Consider the following 12,426-nt stretch of genomic DNA (forward strand, 5'->3'; position numbering starts at 1 on the left):
GGAAGTAAGTCCTTGCGTCTAAGCATTTTCTTTTTGATTAACTTACCCGCTTTATCGACGCCAACAGCATGAAAAACAGACTTTGCGATATCTAAACCGATTGTAGTAATCTTCATAGGTGGACCCGTCCTCTTTCTGATGAGTTTTAGCGACTACATCGTGGCCCATTGCGAGGCCGATTAAAAGTGGATGGGTCCATTCCATTATCCATGGCGATTGCGGTTATTTGCGGACCTAGTGGACTAAGTTCAAAATAACCAACACAGCATAAAGTGCGTTAAAACCCGCCGGGACGGAGCGCCTAGGGCACTTCACTTCCGTGTTGCATCAATTCAAAAGGTGGCCGACATTCTGTCATTGATACGCCTTGAATTGAAGCACCCTAGGCGCTCTGAAACTCGTATCTTCAGGTCGCTTGGGTATATAGAGTCAGGTTTGGCGAAAACGGCGTGATTATAACCCAGAGCACTGAGTTCTGTGTATCCCTAAGTTTAGTAGGAATAATTACTACAAATAAAATCAATAGATTAATAATTAACGATGCAAATTTATCCATCTCAACTCGGCAATAACATCTCCAGAGTGCGAAAAATTTACGACTGTGCCACACTATCGTTCCACTCTCCTTAACCTAGTTATCACGTGCAAGATAAGAATTTTGATAAGCTCGCGCAAAAATTTGCGAAAAACATCTATGGTACGCCCAAGGGCGAAATTCGTGCCGCAGTGCTATGGCGCGACCTCGTCCCCGCGCTGGCAAAACTGGGGGATAAAAAACTCAGAGTATTAGATGCAGGCGGTGGTTTTGGTTACTTTAGCCAAAGATTAGCGCGCCTCGGCCACGAAGTTGTACTCTGCGACATCTCTGCTGAGATGCTGGCTCAAGCCAAAGAACAAATTGATGCCTCACCTGAACCATTAGCTATCCAGCTTATCAATGCGCCTATCCAAGCATTATCGGTCGATAACCATGGCTATTTCGATATCATACTGTGTCATGCAGTCGTCGAATGGTTAACGGATGCTAAGCCCACTGTAGCGGGTTTACTTACTATGCTAAAACCCGGCGGATTATTCTCTTTGATGTTTTACAACAAAGAAGCCATGCGCTTTCATGCTTTAGTGTCGGGCAATTTCGATTACGTCGCCGCTGATTTAAAAGTGAAGAAGAAAGTGCGACTAACTCCCACTCATCCACTTTATATTCAAGAAGTTAAAGATTGGTTTAACGAGTGGCAAATGTCACTCATCAGCCAGTCTGGCGTGCGTGTAATCCACGACTATTTGAAAAAGAGTCAGCCTGCGGATTTCGACTATCACAAGCTGCTACAAATGGAGCTGGAGTACTCGCAACGCGAACCCTATATTTCCCTCGGCCGATATGTGCACTTTTTAGGGCAAAGCTTTGCAGTGTGAACGCGCGTCGTTACAAACGCGCTGCCTAAACGATTACTGACAAGTCTGTTTCCAGCAGGCGCTAACTTTGGCGCCTGCTTGTTCTAGCAATTGCACCACGCTTTTATCCCCCACCACATGGCCAGCACCAACCACCACAAACAAAGGTGAAGTCACATCAGTCGAGCCCATTAATTTTATAATGCCATCGGCCATCACATGGTTTCGCTGCCAGAGGATTTTCTCTAGCATTTTAGTGTCGCCCTCGCCGCCCATTTGCTCCTGCATTATGGAATCAAGCTCAGTTTCATTACCTGAACGCCAAGCCGTTATTAACGATAAAAGCTCCGCATCCGATGCGCTAATCGCCTCACGCACCATAGACCACTGCTCTTGACTATTAAAAGACGCTAACAATTGAAATTGTGACTCGGCGGTTTCCAACGGATACACAGGCAAAGTCGCATATCGAGCCATCAACTGCATATCAACGCCATAATCCGTGCTGTAACCTAAGTCGTTATAACGCAATAAGTTAACTTGAGTAGCCTGCAGCCAAGGTGCGAAAGATTGTATCGACTGACAAACATTTGCCGTGGCCGCGCAATAGGGCGTCATGCTCTCGACCGTTTGCTTATCTCGGCTCTGCCAATCTAAACCCTTAGTTTTATCGGCGCGGCCGTATTGTTGCAGTAAGGCTGTGCTATCGACTTTATTGATATCGACTTCTACAACTAAGCCCTTAGCTTTACCCAACGCGGTTTCAATTTGGGTGGGTAAAGGATAAAAGTCGGCACGTCCAATATGAATCGAACCCAGCAAATACGCGCTCTTGCCTTGCCATTGCACTTGATAAAATGGTGGTTTATCGGTTTCTGCACCCACCACTTTTGCGCTCAAACCCGCTAACGCCATAAAACAGATTGATGCAATTAGTCGCCATTGGCTTGTTGCCATATCCTTTGCCCCTTATAATTCCTGCAAATTTTGCAATGAGACGCTGTTATGCCACATACCAAGGTTATAGAGCAACTGAAAGAAAATCTTCAAATCGCCTATCGCCAAGCCATAGACGCCGACGCTAAGTTAGATGAGCTAAAGAAAGCTGGCCATGGAAACTTCACCAGCATATTCACGGCAGAACAAGGTTTTATCGCTTCGAGTAATCGCTTTCTGCCCTATGTGCAAGAGTTGGTCGATGACTTAACTCGCATGGAAGAACATCAAACGCTCGATCCTAAAGAACTCGAAACCTATGTGCGTCAGTTAGGCGCATTACTGCAAACATTGCAGGCCTTTAAGAAGCAAAGCTAAACCGAGATTAGGAGCTGGAACTCACCTTAGATTTCAGCTCTTTCCATGGTATATCCAATCAAGCCCACCAACACAGATAGATAGCACTAAGCTTCCCCAAAACTGTCATCATTTTGTCATTTCTAAGTCATAGACTCCGCTCACATAGACGAAGGGGCTGACGTAATGACAAGTTTAGATCTGGCTAAAGAGCTCGATAAAATAATCTCTAAAGCTGCAATCAGTCCCTTATTTCAGCCAATTTTCAATATATTAGAACATAAAATTCATGGTTTTGAGGCGTTAAGCCGTGGCCCTGAACACAGCCCGTTATACTCCCCAGTCCCGCTATTTCAGACCGCCGAACATCAAGGTAAATTAAGCGAGCTAGAAACCCTTTGTCGCCGTATTTCACTCGAGCAATTTAAGTTGCGTCAGTTTCAAGGCAAGCTGTTTATCAATATCTCGCCCAAGGCATTATTAGATCCCGCCCACCCCAAGGGCATGACCTTACAACTGCTGCAACAACTCGGCATAGCGCCATCACAGGTTGTGATTGAACTGTCAGAGCAATATCCCGCCGATGATATCGATTTACTCAAATCCTGCTTAAATCACTATCGTAGCCAAGGTTTTTTAACGGCGATCGATGACTTAGGTGCAGGTTATTCGGGTCTGAGACTCTGGTCAGAATTGTCACCTGACTATGTCAAAATCGACCGTCACTTTATCCATCAGATTGATTCGACTCCCGTCAAACAGGAATTTGTCCGCTCGATTGTGGAGTTATGCCAAAGTTTAACCTGCAAAGTGATAGCCGAAGGAATTGAAACGCAAGAGGAATTAGCCGTACTCAAACAACTGGGTATCGTCTATTGCCAAGGCTACTTACTCGGTCGTCCAGAAGTGCTCCCCTGCCGCGCGATGAAAGCGACCTTAGTGCCGAGCAATACTCAAATTCAACCTAGATACAGCGAATCGGCCGAGAGCCTGTGCACGAGTGCCATAACCGTAGTGCCCACGCTTAAACTCAAATTCTTAAGTGACACCTTTATCTCGCAACCTGCATTACAGGCGGTTGTAGTGGTCGATAACCAGTTGCCACTCGGTATTATCAGCCGCGCGACCTTACTTGAACTCTTCAGCACACCCTATGGTCGCGCCTTACATGAAAATCATGCAGTGAGTGAAGTGATGGATCCGCAAGTTATCCAGATTGAGGCCAACGAACCGTTATCCACCGTAAGTCAATTACTGACCTCAGAGAGTGCTAATACGGTAGCACAACAGTTCATTATCCTTCGCCGTGGTAAACTACTCGGCATAGGCCATACCAAGGATTTGCTACAAAGGATCACAGAGCACAGAATTAAGATGGCGCGCCATGCGAATCCTCTTACAGACTTGCCGGGTAATGTGCCCATTCAAGAGGAATTAAAACGCCTTAAGATCCAAAAGAAACATTTTTATCTAGCCTATTTTGATCTGTGTAACTTTAAGCCCTATAACGATATTTATGGATTTTGCCGTGGCGATGAAGTGATTTGTGAAGTGGCGAATCTGTTACTGAAGTATAAAAGCGACAATTGCTTTGTTGGCCATGTCGGCGGCGATGACTTTGTAATTATCAGCACCTGTGAGCATATGATCAGCCGTTGCCAGCGAATTCTAGCGGATTTTGAAACCCATAAGCATTTGTTTTATAGCGCCGAGCACTGGCTGGCCCAAGAAATGCTCGCCGACGATAGAAAAGGTGAAGCCTGTTACCATCAATTGATCAGTCTGTGTGTAGGCATTTTACCACCCGCACTCACCTTTAACGCCCATGAACACAGTCTATCGACCTTAAGCGCTAGGGCAAAAAAACAGGCAAAATCCGCAAATAACGGATTTTACCTGTTAGAAAATCATCTGATTATCGACACTCAGGTACTAACGGCATAGCTAAACAGCTTAAATCCTCAGCATTAGCGACCGATATGAGATATTAAAGTTGTGGTGCAATCGTCTTCTTTAACCACTCGGTTAACATTTTGGTTTCATACATAAAAGGTTTATCATTTAAAGATTGGATCCCATCCATGAATCCCATATTCGACAGTTTTTCATCGCCCGCGATAATCACTTTATCGTTTTCCATGACTTGATAAGAAAAAGTCATACGCGGCGGATAAATGTCTTTGATAATGCGTAAATCATTGGCGGTCGCACCAAATGTTGGACGCATATCACCCGCAAGATCAACATCGGTAATGGTCATTTCAAGCTTTTGATTTTGCTTTAAAATCTTCGCGGCTTCTTTATTGATGTTTTCAGTTAAGGTCTCAAATAAGCGCTTCTCATAACGGGATTGGAGCTCCCCTGATGATTTTATATCGCGATAATCTTTAGGACTTTGCCAAACAATTTTAACCACACCATCTTCGGTGACGGGATCCACAGGCGCTTCATCGGCCGCCCAAGCCGCACTGCAACTTAATACACCTGCGAGTAAAAGGGACTGAATTTTCATGTTTGCCTCCAAGGCCTAAATAACTTTCTGAGAACCACAGTACAAAATCTAACCTGAACTAGAGCTTAACGCAAAACGGATATAAGTACAGCAAATGTGTCGTAAGCTTTTGTATAATTAAGTAAATATTATTTAACCATCACAACCGATACGTATCTTTTTGTATCGAGATTGCACCAAGTAAGTGCATAGTTATCAATTTGTGAACATTTCACGCGCATAACGACAAAAAAAGCGTTATCCTTCCGCTATTGTTTACATTGCCCACTTAATAAAAAATGAAATTCCCTGTTGTACCTGTGTTCATTCTTATCCTGTTTACCTGCGTCGTGAGTGCGATTTGGTTTATCTCCCCGAGTGACAAAAATACTGGCCCTAAAACTTGGTCAGCCTTTATCTACAACCATGGCTATGATTCAGGAAAGTATAAAAAAACCGATAACTTTGACAGCTATAATACTTGCCGCGATTTTGCACGCGAACAATCTGCCTTCTACGACAATGTGCCTTGGGAATGTGGATCTATGTGCCAGTTCGATACTCGTAAGCAAGGATTTCAATGCGAAGAAATGAAGAATGAGCACTAACTAACCATTCAGCATAGGTTCAATATTTATACAATAAACTCAGCTCCTCACAGTAAAACTCGTTTTCTTTACCGTCTAAGGATGCACGATTTAGAACTAACGTGTTAAACGTAATTTTTAACTTGGAGCTTACCTATGAACCTAAAAACGGCTTATCTATTCAACCCATATTCACGAAAACTCGCTTTATTGGCACTGCTGACAATCGGAACAAGTATCAGCCTTTCAAGCCATGCCGCACCATTGACCATCAGCCAGCAACAAGCTGTTACTGTTCATTTGAACAAATTGGCCCAGGCGCAAAATGCGGCTGAACATCAAATGACAGAGCAGCTTAAGCAAGATTTTAGTCAACAATTAACCGCGCAAGAACATGAGTTTATGAGCGACATCTGCCCTAAATACGGCATGACCTTCGATGTCACTACCAACGCTTGCTTACGCTCATAAGGTATTGCCAAGATTAAAATGGAAAACGGGCACTCAGTTCAGGATATTGCCGCTTTAAATCCTTGGGCTTAGTGCTAAATTTTTTCCCCACGGGCGTCGCCTTGCCCGATGGCATAAAGGGCAGTTCCTCACCAGTTCTATCTTCGTATAATTGCCCTGCGATAAGGTCGTATTCATCTACAAAAGGGTAAGCATAGGCATCTCGCTCTGGCCAAGCGACTAAACGTGCTAGGGTGTCAGGCTGATTAACCACACCTTCGAAAATTTCTTTACCAAGTGAAATCAAAAAACACCTAAACTCGGCAAAAGCATATTCAGAATCACAGCCCGTAATAATGTAAGCCGCCCCCCAAACAGACCACAAATAACTACGGCGCATCTGCTGACCAAAGATTTTATCGAAAGCTTTTAACTCTTCATTACTCAATTCGGCAAGTTTCTGCTTCAGTGCTTGAGTCAAAGACTCCTGTGATTGCGCCGCTTCCGTTCGCGTGACTAAACCCCAAAACTCAACTTCTGTCATAAACGTCACCTATTAGAGCCTCTAGCAAAAAGGCATATTCTACACGATATTACGGTTATACTGGACTCGGATTAGGGCATTTCCTACACTTGCTCATCTTCTTTGCTACTGGTGTGCACTTCAATCTATGCCTAAACGTCTTATACTACTGATCACGTTATATTGCCTCTTCAGCATTGCTGCACTTTGGCGTACTGTGATGACTCAATCCCTTGATGTATTCACCCTAGGTGTCCTCCCCGTGCTCGTTGGCATACTCATACGCGCGCCGTGGTCTAGCTTAGTGTTGAAGATTTATATTGGCATGCAAACCTTAGGATTCTCGGCTCTGGGGATTACAGCAATTATTGCCTATCGCATTACCCCTGAGGATGTAAAAGTGGTTGTTTCTGGCCACAACATTCCTATGTTGCCACTCACAGTGAGCATTATTGTTATTTTACTCGTGCAGTATTGGATCGCATTTTCTAAGGTCACGAGACACTATTTGACCCGCCAAACTCAGTAATGGACTTTGTTGCTAAGCTGTTATCAATAGCGTAGCTTAGCGACCCAGTAAAATACTTACGACTCTTAACTTGAAGTAGACTATGAGCCATTTATCGCCCAGCGAACTTTCTATTCTTTTGGTAGAACCTTCAGAGACACAACGTCGAATTATTATTCAGCGCTTACAACAAGAAGGCATTCTCAGCATTCAAACCGCAGAAAACATAGAAGCGGCTAAAGATATTATTGCTCGCCATAAACCTGACCTTATTGCGAGCGCCATGCATTTCGATGATGGCACTGCCATCGATCTCTTGGGCTACTTAAGGGCCAACGCTGACTGCAAAGATATCCAATTTATGCTGGTCTCGAGTGAGTGCCGCCGTGAGCAACTTGAAATATTCCGCCAATCGGGTGTAGTAGCGATTCTACCTAAACCCTTCAGTGCCGACCATTTAGGTACAGCATTGAATGCCACGATTGATTTACTCAGCCACGATGAACTCGACCTGAGTAATTTCGATGTACAAGATGTGCGTGTATTAGTGGTCGATGATAGCCGTATGGCAAGAAACGTCATTAAACGTACGATTGGTAACTTAGGGATGAAGCTGATTACCGAGGCCGAGGATGGCGCGCAAGCCATAGCGTTAATGAAACACAATATGTTCGACTTAGTGATCACTGATTACAATATGCCGAGTGTAGATGGGCTAGCTTTGACACAATTTATCCGCAATGAAAGCCAACAATCGCACATTCCCATCTTGATGGTGTCTTCCGAAGCCAACGATACCCACCTCAGCAATGTCTCCCAAGCGGGTGTAAATGCCTTATGTGACAAACCCTTTGAACCCAAACTTGTTAAAAAATTACTCTATCAACTGTTAGAAGAATAAAACCAGAATAAAACTTAAATCACGAACTGAGTAAATATTCTGCGCTTTACTGAACATCCTGCTGCACGCTAGACGCAAAAGGCTTTCCAAGTGCTAAACCTTATGGCATGTTAGGCACGCTTATTTCAAATAAATCTACGGAAAGAAGAGACAATAAAAATGAACAAAACTGAACTAATCGCCAAAATTGCAGAAAATGCCGATCTAACGAAAGTAGAAGCAGCACGCGCATTGAAGTCTTTTGAAGCAGCTATTACCGAATCAATGAAAAATGGTGACAAAATCTCCATCGTAGGTTTCGGTTCTTTTGAAACAGCGACTCGTGCCGCTCGCACTGGCCGTAACCCACAAACGGGTAAAGAAATTCAAATTGCTGAAGCGACAGTGCCTAAGTTTAAAGCGGGTAAAACCCTACGTGACAGCGTTAACTAAGTTATAAAATTCAATACAACGCCTCCATTGTGAGGCGTTTTTTTTGCCCAATCCCAGTGAAGCACTGAATATTTTTTGCACAACAAAAGTGCGCCTCTGCCCCACAAACTGGCAAATAAAAACATTTCATTAACATTGCGAGCTCTAATACCTTGTTTTACATGGCATTGTAATAGTGGCATGTGATTAGCAAATCCTTCCTTAGAAAAAACCAAGATGCACTAATGAACACAGCTGACTTTGAGTGTGCCAATGGTGAATCGATAAATAAGTCAATCGAGGGGATGAGCATGAAGAAATCACTGTACAGCGTTTTGGCCTTATCGACGGGAATGTTACTGGCAGGCAACGCCTTTGCAGCCGTATCAGGCAACATTGGCGGTACCTCTAATTATCTATGGCGCGGTGCGACCCAAACTAAAGATGCGGTCGCAATCCAAGGTGGCCTTGACTACAGCCACGATTCTGGATTTTATGCGGGAACTTGGGCATCGAATGTGGATTTTGGTGATGATACTAGCTACGAGCTTGATCTGTATGCAGGTTATGGCGGCAGTATTACCGAAGACATCAGCTACGACTTTGGCTATCTCTACTACGCCTATCCAGACGCGCCGGGCAGTATTGATTTTGGTGAGCTCCATGCTGCTGTCACGTGGAAATGGCTCGAACTGGCTTACTCCCAAGTCATCAATGCCGGTGACGATCTGGCCGCCGATCCTTTAGATAATAAAGATCTCAGTTATCTTGCCGCGACGGTATCCGTTCCTCTCACTGAAAAGCTGAATTTATCAGTGCACTATGGTTACTCAAACGGTGATGTCGTCCAATCTTGGTTTGGCGAAGATAATTATGCCGACTATAACGTGACTCTCAGCGCAGATACCAGTATAGGCACAGTGTCATTTATGGTCTCTGATACCGATCTCACCGATGATGATGCCAAACTAGTACTCGGATATTCCTACAGTTTTGATCTATAGGCTCTAAGCATAACAAAACGCCACCTTAAAAAGTGGCGTCGTTTTATCACCATCACCTACTAGGCAATAATTGACCGGTTTGTTTTACGGGCCGCAACCATTTTCTCAATATATTCAACAATGGGCTCAGTCACTGAAATCCCTGTTGTTTGCTCAATCCCTTCAATGCCTGGCGCCGAATTAACCTCAAGGATCAGTGGGCCACGGTTAGAACGTAAAATATCTACTCCCGCGACAACCAATCCCATCGCCTTCACAGCGGCAATAGCCATTTTACGCTCAACAGAGGTGATTTTTACCACCTCACCACAACCACCTAAATGCAGATTTGAGCGGAAATCTCCCTCGGGACCTTGACGTTTCATCGAAGCAACAACCTTGTCACCGACAACAAAACAACGGATATCACTACCATTGGATTCTTTAATGTATTCCTGCACTAAGATATTCGCTTTGAGTCCCAAGAATGCTTCAATCACGCTCTCAGCAGCCGTTTTAGTTTCAGCGAGAACCACACCAATCCCTTGAGTGCCTTCGAGTAATTTAATGACTAACGGAGCGCCGCCCACCATATTGATGAGATCAGGGATATCATTTGGCTTATTGGCAAAACCCGTCACTGGCATGCCAATCCCTTTGCGGGAAAGTAGTTGCAGTGCCCGCAATTTGTCCCGCGAACGCGCAATGGAGATTGAATCATTCGCGGCATATACACCCATCATTTCAAACTGACGTACAACGGCACAACCATAAAAAGTCACGCTAGCATGAATACGCGGAATGATGGCATCAAACCCAACTAATTCAGTACCTTCATAATGAATGCTAGGTTTAATAGAATTAATATTCATGTAGCAATTCAGCGTATTGATCACTACCGCTTCATGTCCACGACTTTGGCAAGCCGCGACTAAACGTTGTGTTGAATACAACTGAGGGAATTGGGATAAAATACCTATTTTCATTGCTGAGTGACCAACTTAAGCATGAGTGAATAAACCGTTCTGCGGCACCAAAAGCACAGCGACAGAAAAAGGGGCTGATATTTGTCTATTGCTCAGTGTAAAGCAAGAAAATATTCCTCACCAGACGAAATCATTATGCTAATGAAATACTTCAAGACCTATCACACTCGGAACTCGGTTTAAGTTAACAGCGGCAGAATATACTTAGCCTCAAACTCCGTTGCATCTAAGGGACGAGAAAACAAATAACCTTGTAATACAGTACAATGGCGAGAAGTGCAAAACTCAGCCTGCTCAATCGTTTCAACGCCCTCAGCTACTGATATGACATTAAACCCATGGGCGAAGTTAAGTAATGCAGCGAGCAAACGAGTGTCTTTATCATCCTTATCATAGGAAGCGACAAAGCTTTTATCGATTTTCAGCACGCTAATGGGAAACAATTTGATATGTTCTAAGGACGAAAAACCCGTCCCAAAATCATCGAGGGCAAAACGCACCCCTAACTCTGCGATTCTATCGAGCATTTTGGCATGTTCATGGGGATCTTCAATAAGGCAATTCTCAGTAATTTCAAGCTCTAATGCTACAGCAGGAAGTCCTGTCTTAGTCAGCGTATTCGCTATTTTATCAAACAGGTTCTCATTTCCAATTTGCGATGCAGACAGGTTAACGGCAATGGTAAATTCTCTCCCTGTTGGCTGTAATTGGGTTAACCAAACCTGTGCCTGAATACAGGCTTGTTCAAGCACCCAATCATCAATGTCCTCCATTAATCCAATTTCTTCGGCTATGGGTAAAAATTGATCTGGGGTGATAATGCCGTCTACAGGATGCTGCCATCGGATAAGGGCTTCCATCCCCACCAGCTGATGGGTTTTCGCATTCACTTGCGCTTGATAATGAACCTTAAATTCATTTCTTTTTAAGGCAGTACGCAAACTCGACTCGATATGATTACGGTAACGCACCTCTTTATCTAAAGCTTCTGAGTAAAACTGAATCTGGTTTCGGCCCATTTTTTTAGCGCGATACATAGCGATATCGGCACATTTCATCAGCTCAGAACTGTTCGAAGCCGCTTCATTATAAAAAGCCACGCCGATACTGGCACCAATAAGCACATCGTTATCACCGAGACAAAACACGTCCTCAAACACTTTTAACAATCGATTAGCCACAATCATAGGGAAATATTTATAATCATTATCAGTGACTAGCACGACAAATTCGTCCCCACCTAAACGGGCAATAATGTCGCCATCTCGTAGTACTTCACTTAATCGAGCGGCTACTTTAACTAAAAGAATATCCCCCGTCTGATGGCCTAGAGTGTCATTGATCGCTTTAAAATCATCTAAATCGAGCAAGATAACGGCTAAATAGTCGTGACAACGTTTGGCCCTTGCTATCGCTCGATTAAGACAAAGTTCAAAACCATAGCGATTAACCAGCTTAGTCAACGAATCGTGTTCAGCTAGCTCTTTTAGTTTTTGGTGACTATTACGTAACGCCAACGCCATTGAAGATCTTTGTTTCGCATAACGAATTGCACGGGTTAGTATCCGCGAGTTGACCTCATCTTTAAGCAAGAAGTCCTGTGCCCCTAGTTCAATACAGCGCTGAGCCAGTTTCTCATCTTCATAGCGACTCAGCATAACGACTACGGTCTGGTCTTGCGTCATGGCATTGAGCTTGATCAACACTTCTAAGCCATTAGCATCGGGTAATAAATAATCCAATAGAATACCGTCAAAATGACGTTCTAATGCGAGATTTAAACCATCAAATGCACAATTTGCTTCGACCACATTAAAAGTCAACTTTGACTGTCTGAGTGCTCGGATGATCGCAGTTCTATCAACTTCATCATCATCGATCAGTAGTAAATCCATATA

15 protein-coding genes and 1 pseudogene are annotated in these 12,426 nt (G+C 43.9%); 9 read left to right on the top strand and 7 right to left on the bottom strand.

The window, feature by feature from the left end:
- Positions 1 to 116 (bottom strand): annotated as a pseudogene (locus tag L5M10_RS14675) (IS110 family transposase); the annotation flags it as partial.
- A gap of 526 nt (positions 117 to 642) precedes the next feature.
- On the opposite strand from L5M10_RS14675, the gene L5M10_RS14680 reads away from it, so the two are divergent.
- Positions 643 to 1,416 (top strand): methyltransferase domain-containing protein, encoded by a 774-nt coding sequence (locus L5M10_RS14680; RefSeq protein ID WP_263255478.1) that lies wholly within the window; start codon positions 643 to 645, stop codon positions 1,414 to 1,416.
- Positions 1,417 to 1,449: 33 nt separating this feature from the next.
- Here L5M10_RS14680 and L5M10_RS14685 read toward each other — a convergent pair whose 3' ends face one another.
- Entirely contained in the window at positions 1,450 to 2,352 is a 903-nt protein-coding gene (locus L5M10_RS14685; protein WP_263163662.1) for a TraB/GumN family protein, read from the bottom strand.
- A 48-nt stretch (positions 2,353 to 2,400) separates the two neighbouring features.
- Between L5M10_RS14685 and L5M10_RS14690 the strand changes: the two genes are divergently transcribed.
- Both L5M10_RS14690 and L5M10_RS14695 read left to right on the top strand, forming a co-directional pair.
- Positions 2,401 to 2,709, top strand: coding sequence for a prephenate dehydrogenase (locus tag L5M10_RS14690; protein ID WP_105250305.1), 309 nt, complete (start codon positions 2,401 to 2,403; stop codon positions 2,707 to 2,709).
- Between the two features lie 165 nt (positions 2,710 to 2,874).
- On the top strand, positions 2,875 to 4,632 hold the full coding sequence (locus L5M10_RS14695) for a GGDEF domain-containing protein (protein WP_263255479.1): 1,758 nt from the start codon (positions 2,875 to 2,877) through the stop codon (positions 4,630 to 4,632).
- A 43-nt stretch (positions 4,633 to 4,675) separates the two neighbouring features.
- On the opposite strand, the gene L5M10_RS14700 is transcribed toward L5M10_RS14695, so the two are convergent.
- Positions 4,676 to 5,200, bottom strand: coding sequence for a DUF3016 domain-containing protein (locus tag L5M10_RS14700; protein ID WP_263255480.1), 525 nt, complete (start codon positions 5,198 to 5,200; stop codon positions 4,676 to 4,678).
- Between the two features lie 278 nt (positions 5,201 to 5,478).
- Here L5M10_RS14700 and L5M10_RS14705 point away from each other — a divergent pair, with 278 nt between their 5' ends.
- Together L5M10_RS14705 and L5M10_RS14710 are read left to right on the top strand one after the other, a co-directional pair.
- On the top strand, positions 5,479 to 5,787 hold the full coding sequence (locus L5M10_RS14705; protein WP_105250308.1) for a hypothetical protein: 309 nt from the start codon (positions 5,479 to 5,481) through the stop codon (positions 5,785 to 5,787).
- A 135-nt stretch (positions 5,788 to 5,922) separates the two neighbouring features.
- Positions 5,923 to 6,237, top strand: coding sequence for a hypothetical protein (locus tag L5M10_RS14710; protein WP_113939177.1), 315 nt, complete (start codon positions 5,923 to 5,925; stop codon positions 6,235 to 6,237).
- A 13-nt stretch (positions 6,238 to 6,250) separates the two neighbouring features.
- On the opposite strand, the gene L5M10_RS14715 is transcribed toward L5M10_RS14710, so the two are convergent.
- Positions 6,251 to 6,760 (bottom strand): DUF4240 domain-containing protein, encoded by a 510-nt coding sequence (locus L5M10_RS14715; RefSeq protein WP_173247618.1) that lies wholly within the window; start codon positions 6,758 to 6,760, stop codon positions 6,251 to 6,253.
- A 127-nt stretch (positions 6,761 to 6,887) separates the two neighbouring features.
- Here L5M10_RS14715 and L5M10_RS14720 point away from each other — a divergent pair, with 127 nt between their 5' ends.
- The 3 genes from L5M10_RS14720 (at position 6,888) to L5M10_RS14730 (ending at position 8,580) form a co-directional block, all read left to right on the top strand.
- Positions 6,888 to 7,268 carry a hypothetical protein gene (locus L5M10_RS14720; RefSeq protein ID WP_105250311.1) on the top strand — a complete coding sequence of 127 codons (381 nt, stop codon included), beginning with the start codon at positions 6,888 to 6,890 and terminating at the stop codon, positions 7,266 to 7,268.
- Positions 7,269 to 7,350: 82 nt separating this feature from the next.
- Complete coding sequence (locus L5M10_RS14725) at positions 7,351 to 8,148, top strand: response regulator (RefSeq protein ID WP_105250312.1); 798 nt, start codon at positions 7,351 to 7,353, stop codon at positions 8,146 to 8,148.
- Between the two features lie 159 nt (positions 8,149 to 8,307).
- Positions 8,308 to 8,580, top strand: a complete 273-nt coding sequence (locus L5M10_RS14730; protein ID WP_006079990.1) for an HU family DNA-binding protein — start codon at positions 8,308 to 8,310, stop codon at positions 8,578 to 8,580.
- On the opposite strand, the gene L5M10_RS14735 is transcribed toward L5M10_RS14730, so the two are convergent.
- Positions 8,577 to 8,762, bottom strand: a complete 186-nt coding sequence (locus L5M10_RS14735; protein WP_263255481.1) for a hypothetical protein — start codon at positions 8,760 to 8,762, stop codon at positions 8,577 to 8,579. The genes L5M10_RS14730 and L5M10_RS14735 overlap by 4 nt on opposite strands.
- 108 nt (positions 8,763 to 8,870) lie before the next feature.
- Here L5M10_RS14735 and L5M10_RS14740 point away from each other — a divergent pair, with 108 nt between their 5' ends.
- Positions 8,871 to 9,563 (top strand): TorF family putative porin, encoded by a 693-nt coding sequence (locus L5M10_RS14740; RefSeq protein ID WP_263171819.1) that lies wholly within the window; start codon positions 8,871 to 8,873, stop codon positions 9,561 to 9,563.
- A gap of 59 nt (positions 9,564 to 9,622) precedes the next feature.
- On the opposite strand, the gene rimK is transcribed toward L5M10_RS14740, so the two are convergent.
- Together rimK and L5M10_RS14750 are read right to left on the bottom strand one after the other, a co-directional pair.
- The gene (gene rimK, locus L5M10_RS14745) at positions 9,623 to 10,528 is read right to left on the bottom strand and encodes a 30S ribosomal protein S6--L-glutamate ligase (protein WP_113939182.1); all 906 of its coding nucleotides are present in this window, start codon (positions 10,526 to 10,528) and stop codon (positions 9,623 to 9,625) included.
- Between the two features lie 179 nt (positions 10,529 to 10,707).
- On the bottom strand, positions 10,708 to 12,423 hold the full coding sequence (locus tag L5M10_RS14750) for a putative bifunctional diguanylate cyclase/phosphodiesterase (RefSeq protein ID WP_131523939.1): 1,716 nt from the start codon (positions 12,421 to 12,423) through the stop codon (positions 10,708 to 10,710).
- Positions 12,424 to 12,426: the final 3 nt, after the last annotated feature.

The sequence above is a fragment of the Shewanella sp. SM32 genome (assembly GCF_025654235.1).
In the GTDB taxonomy this organism is placed as follows: domain Bacteria; phylum Pseudomonadota; class Gammaproteobacteria; order Enterobacterales; family Shewanellaceae; genus Shewanella; species Shewanella oncorhynchi.

Bases quoted from the DNA above. Each gene is read 5' to 3' on its own strand.
- L5M10_RS14685 (WP_263163662.1), bottom strand. From the start codon at position 2,352: ATGGCAACAAGCCAATGGCGACTAATTGCATCAATCTGTTTTATGGCG.
- L5M10_RS14690 (WP_105250305.1), top strand. From the start codon at position 2,401: ATGCCACATACCAAGGTTATAGAGCAACTGAAAGAAAATCTTCAAATC.
- L5M10_RS14695 (WP_263255479.1), top strand. From the start codon at position 2,875: ATGACAAGTTTAGATCTGGCTAAAGAGCTCGATAAAATAATCTCTAAA.
- L5M10_RS14700 (WP_263255480.1), bottom strand. From the start codon at position 5,200: ATGAAAATTCAGTCCCTTTTACTCGCAGGTGTATTAAGTTGCAGTGCG.
- L5M10_RS14705 (WP_105250308.1), top strand. From the start codon at position 5,479: ATGAAATTCCCTGTTGTACCTGTGTTCATTCTTATCCTGTTTACCTGC.
- L5M10_RS14710 (WP_113939177.1), top strand. From the start codon at position 5,923: ATGAACCTAAAAACGGCTTATCTATTCAACCCATATTCACGAAAACTC.
- L5M10_RS14715 (WP_173247618.1), bottom strand. From the start codon at position 6,760: ATGACAGAAGTTGAGTTTTGGGGTTTAGTCACGCGAACGGAAGCGGCG.
- L5M10_RS14720 (WP_105250311.1), top strand. From the start codon at position 6,888: ATGCCTAAACGTCTTATACTACTGATCACGTTATATTGCCTCTTCAGC.
- L5M10_RS14725 (WP_105250312.1), top strand. From the start codon at position 7,351: ATGAGCCATTTATCGCCCAGCGAACTTTCTATTCTTTTGGTAGAACCT.
- L5M10_RS14730 (WP_006079990.1), top strand. From the start codon at position 8,308: ATGAACAAAACTGAACTAATCGCCAAAATTGCAGAAAATGCCGATCTA.
- L5M10_RS14735 (WP_263255481.1), bottom strand. From the start codon at position 8,762: ATGCCACTATTACAATGCCATGTAAAACAAGGTATTAGAGCTCGCAAT.
- L5M10_RS14740 (WP_263171819.1), top strand. From the start codon at position 8,871: ATGAAGAAATCACTGTACAGCGTTTTGGCCTTATCGACGGGAATGTTA.
- rimK (WP_113939182.1), bottom strand. From the start codon at position 10,528: ATGAAAATAGGTATTTTATCCCAATTCCCTCAGTTGTATTCAACACAA.
- L5M10_RS14750 (WP_131523939.1), bottom strand. From the start codon at position 12,423: ATGGATTTACTACTGATCGATGATGATGAAGTTGATAGAACTGCGATC.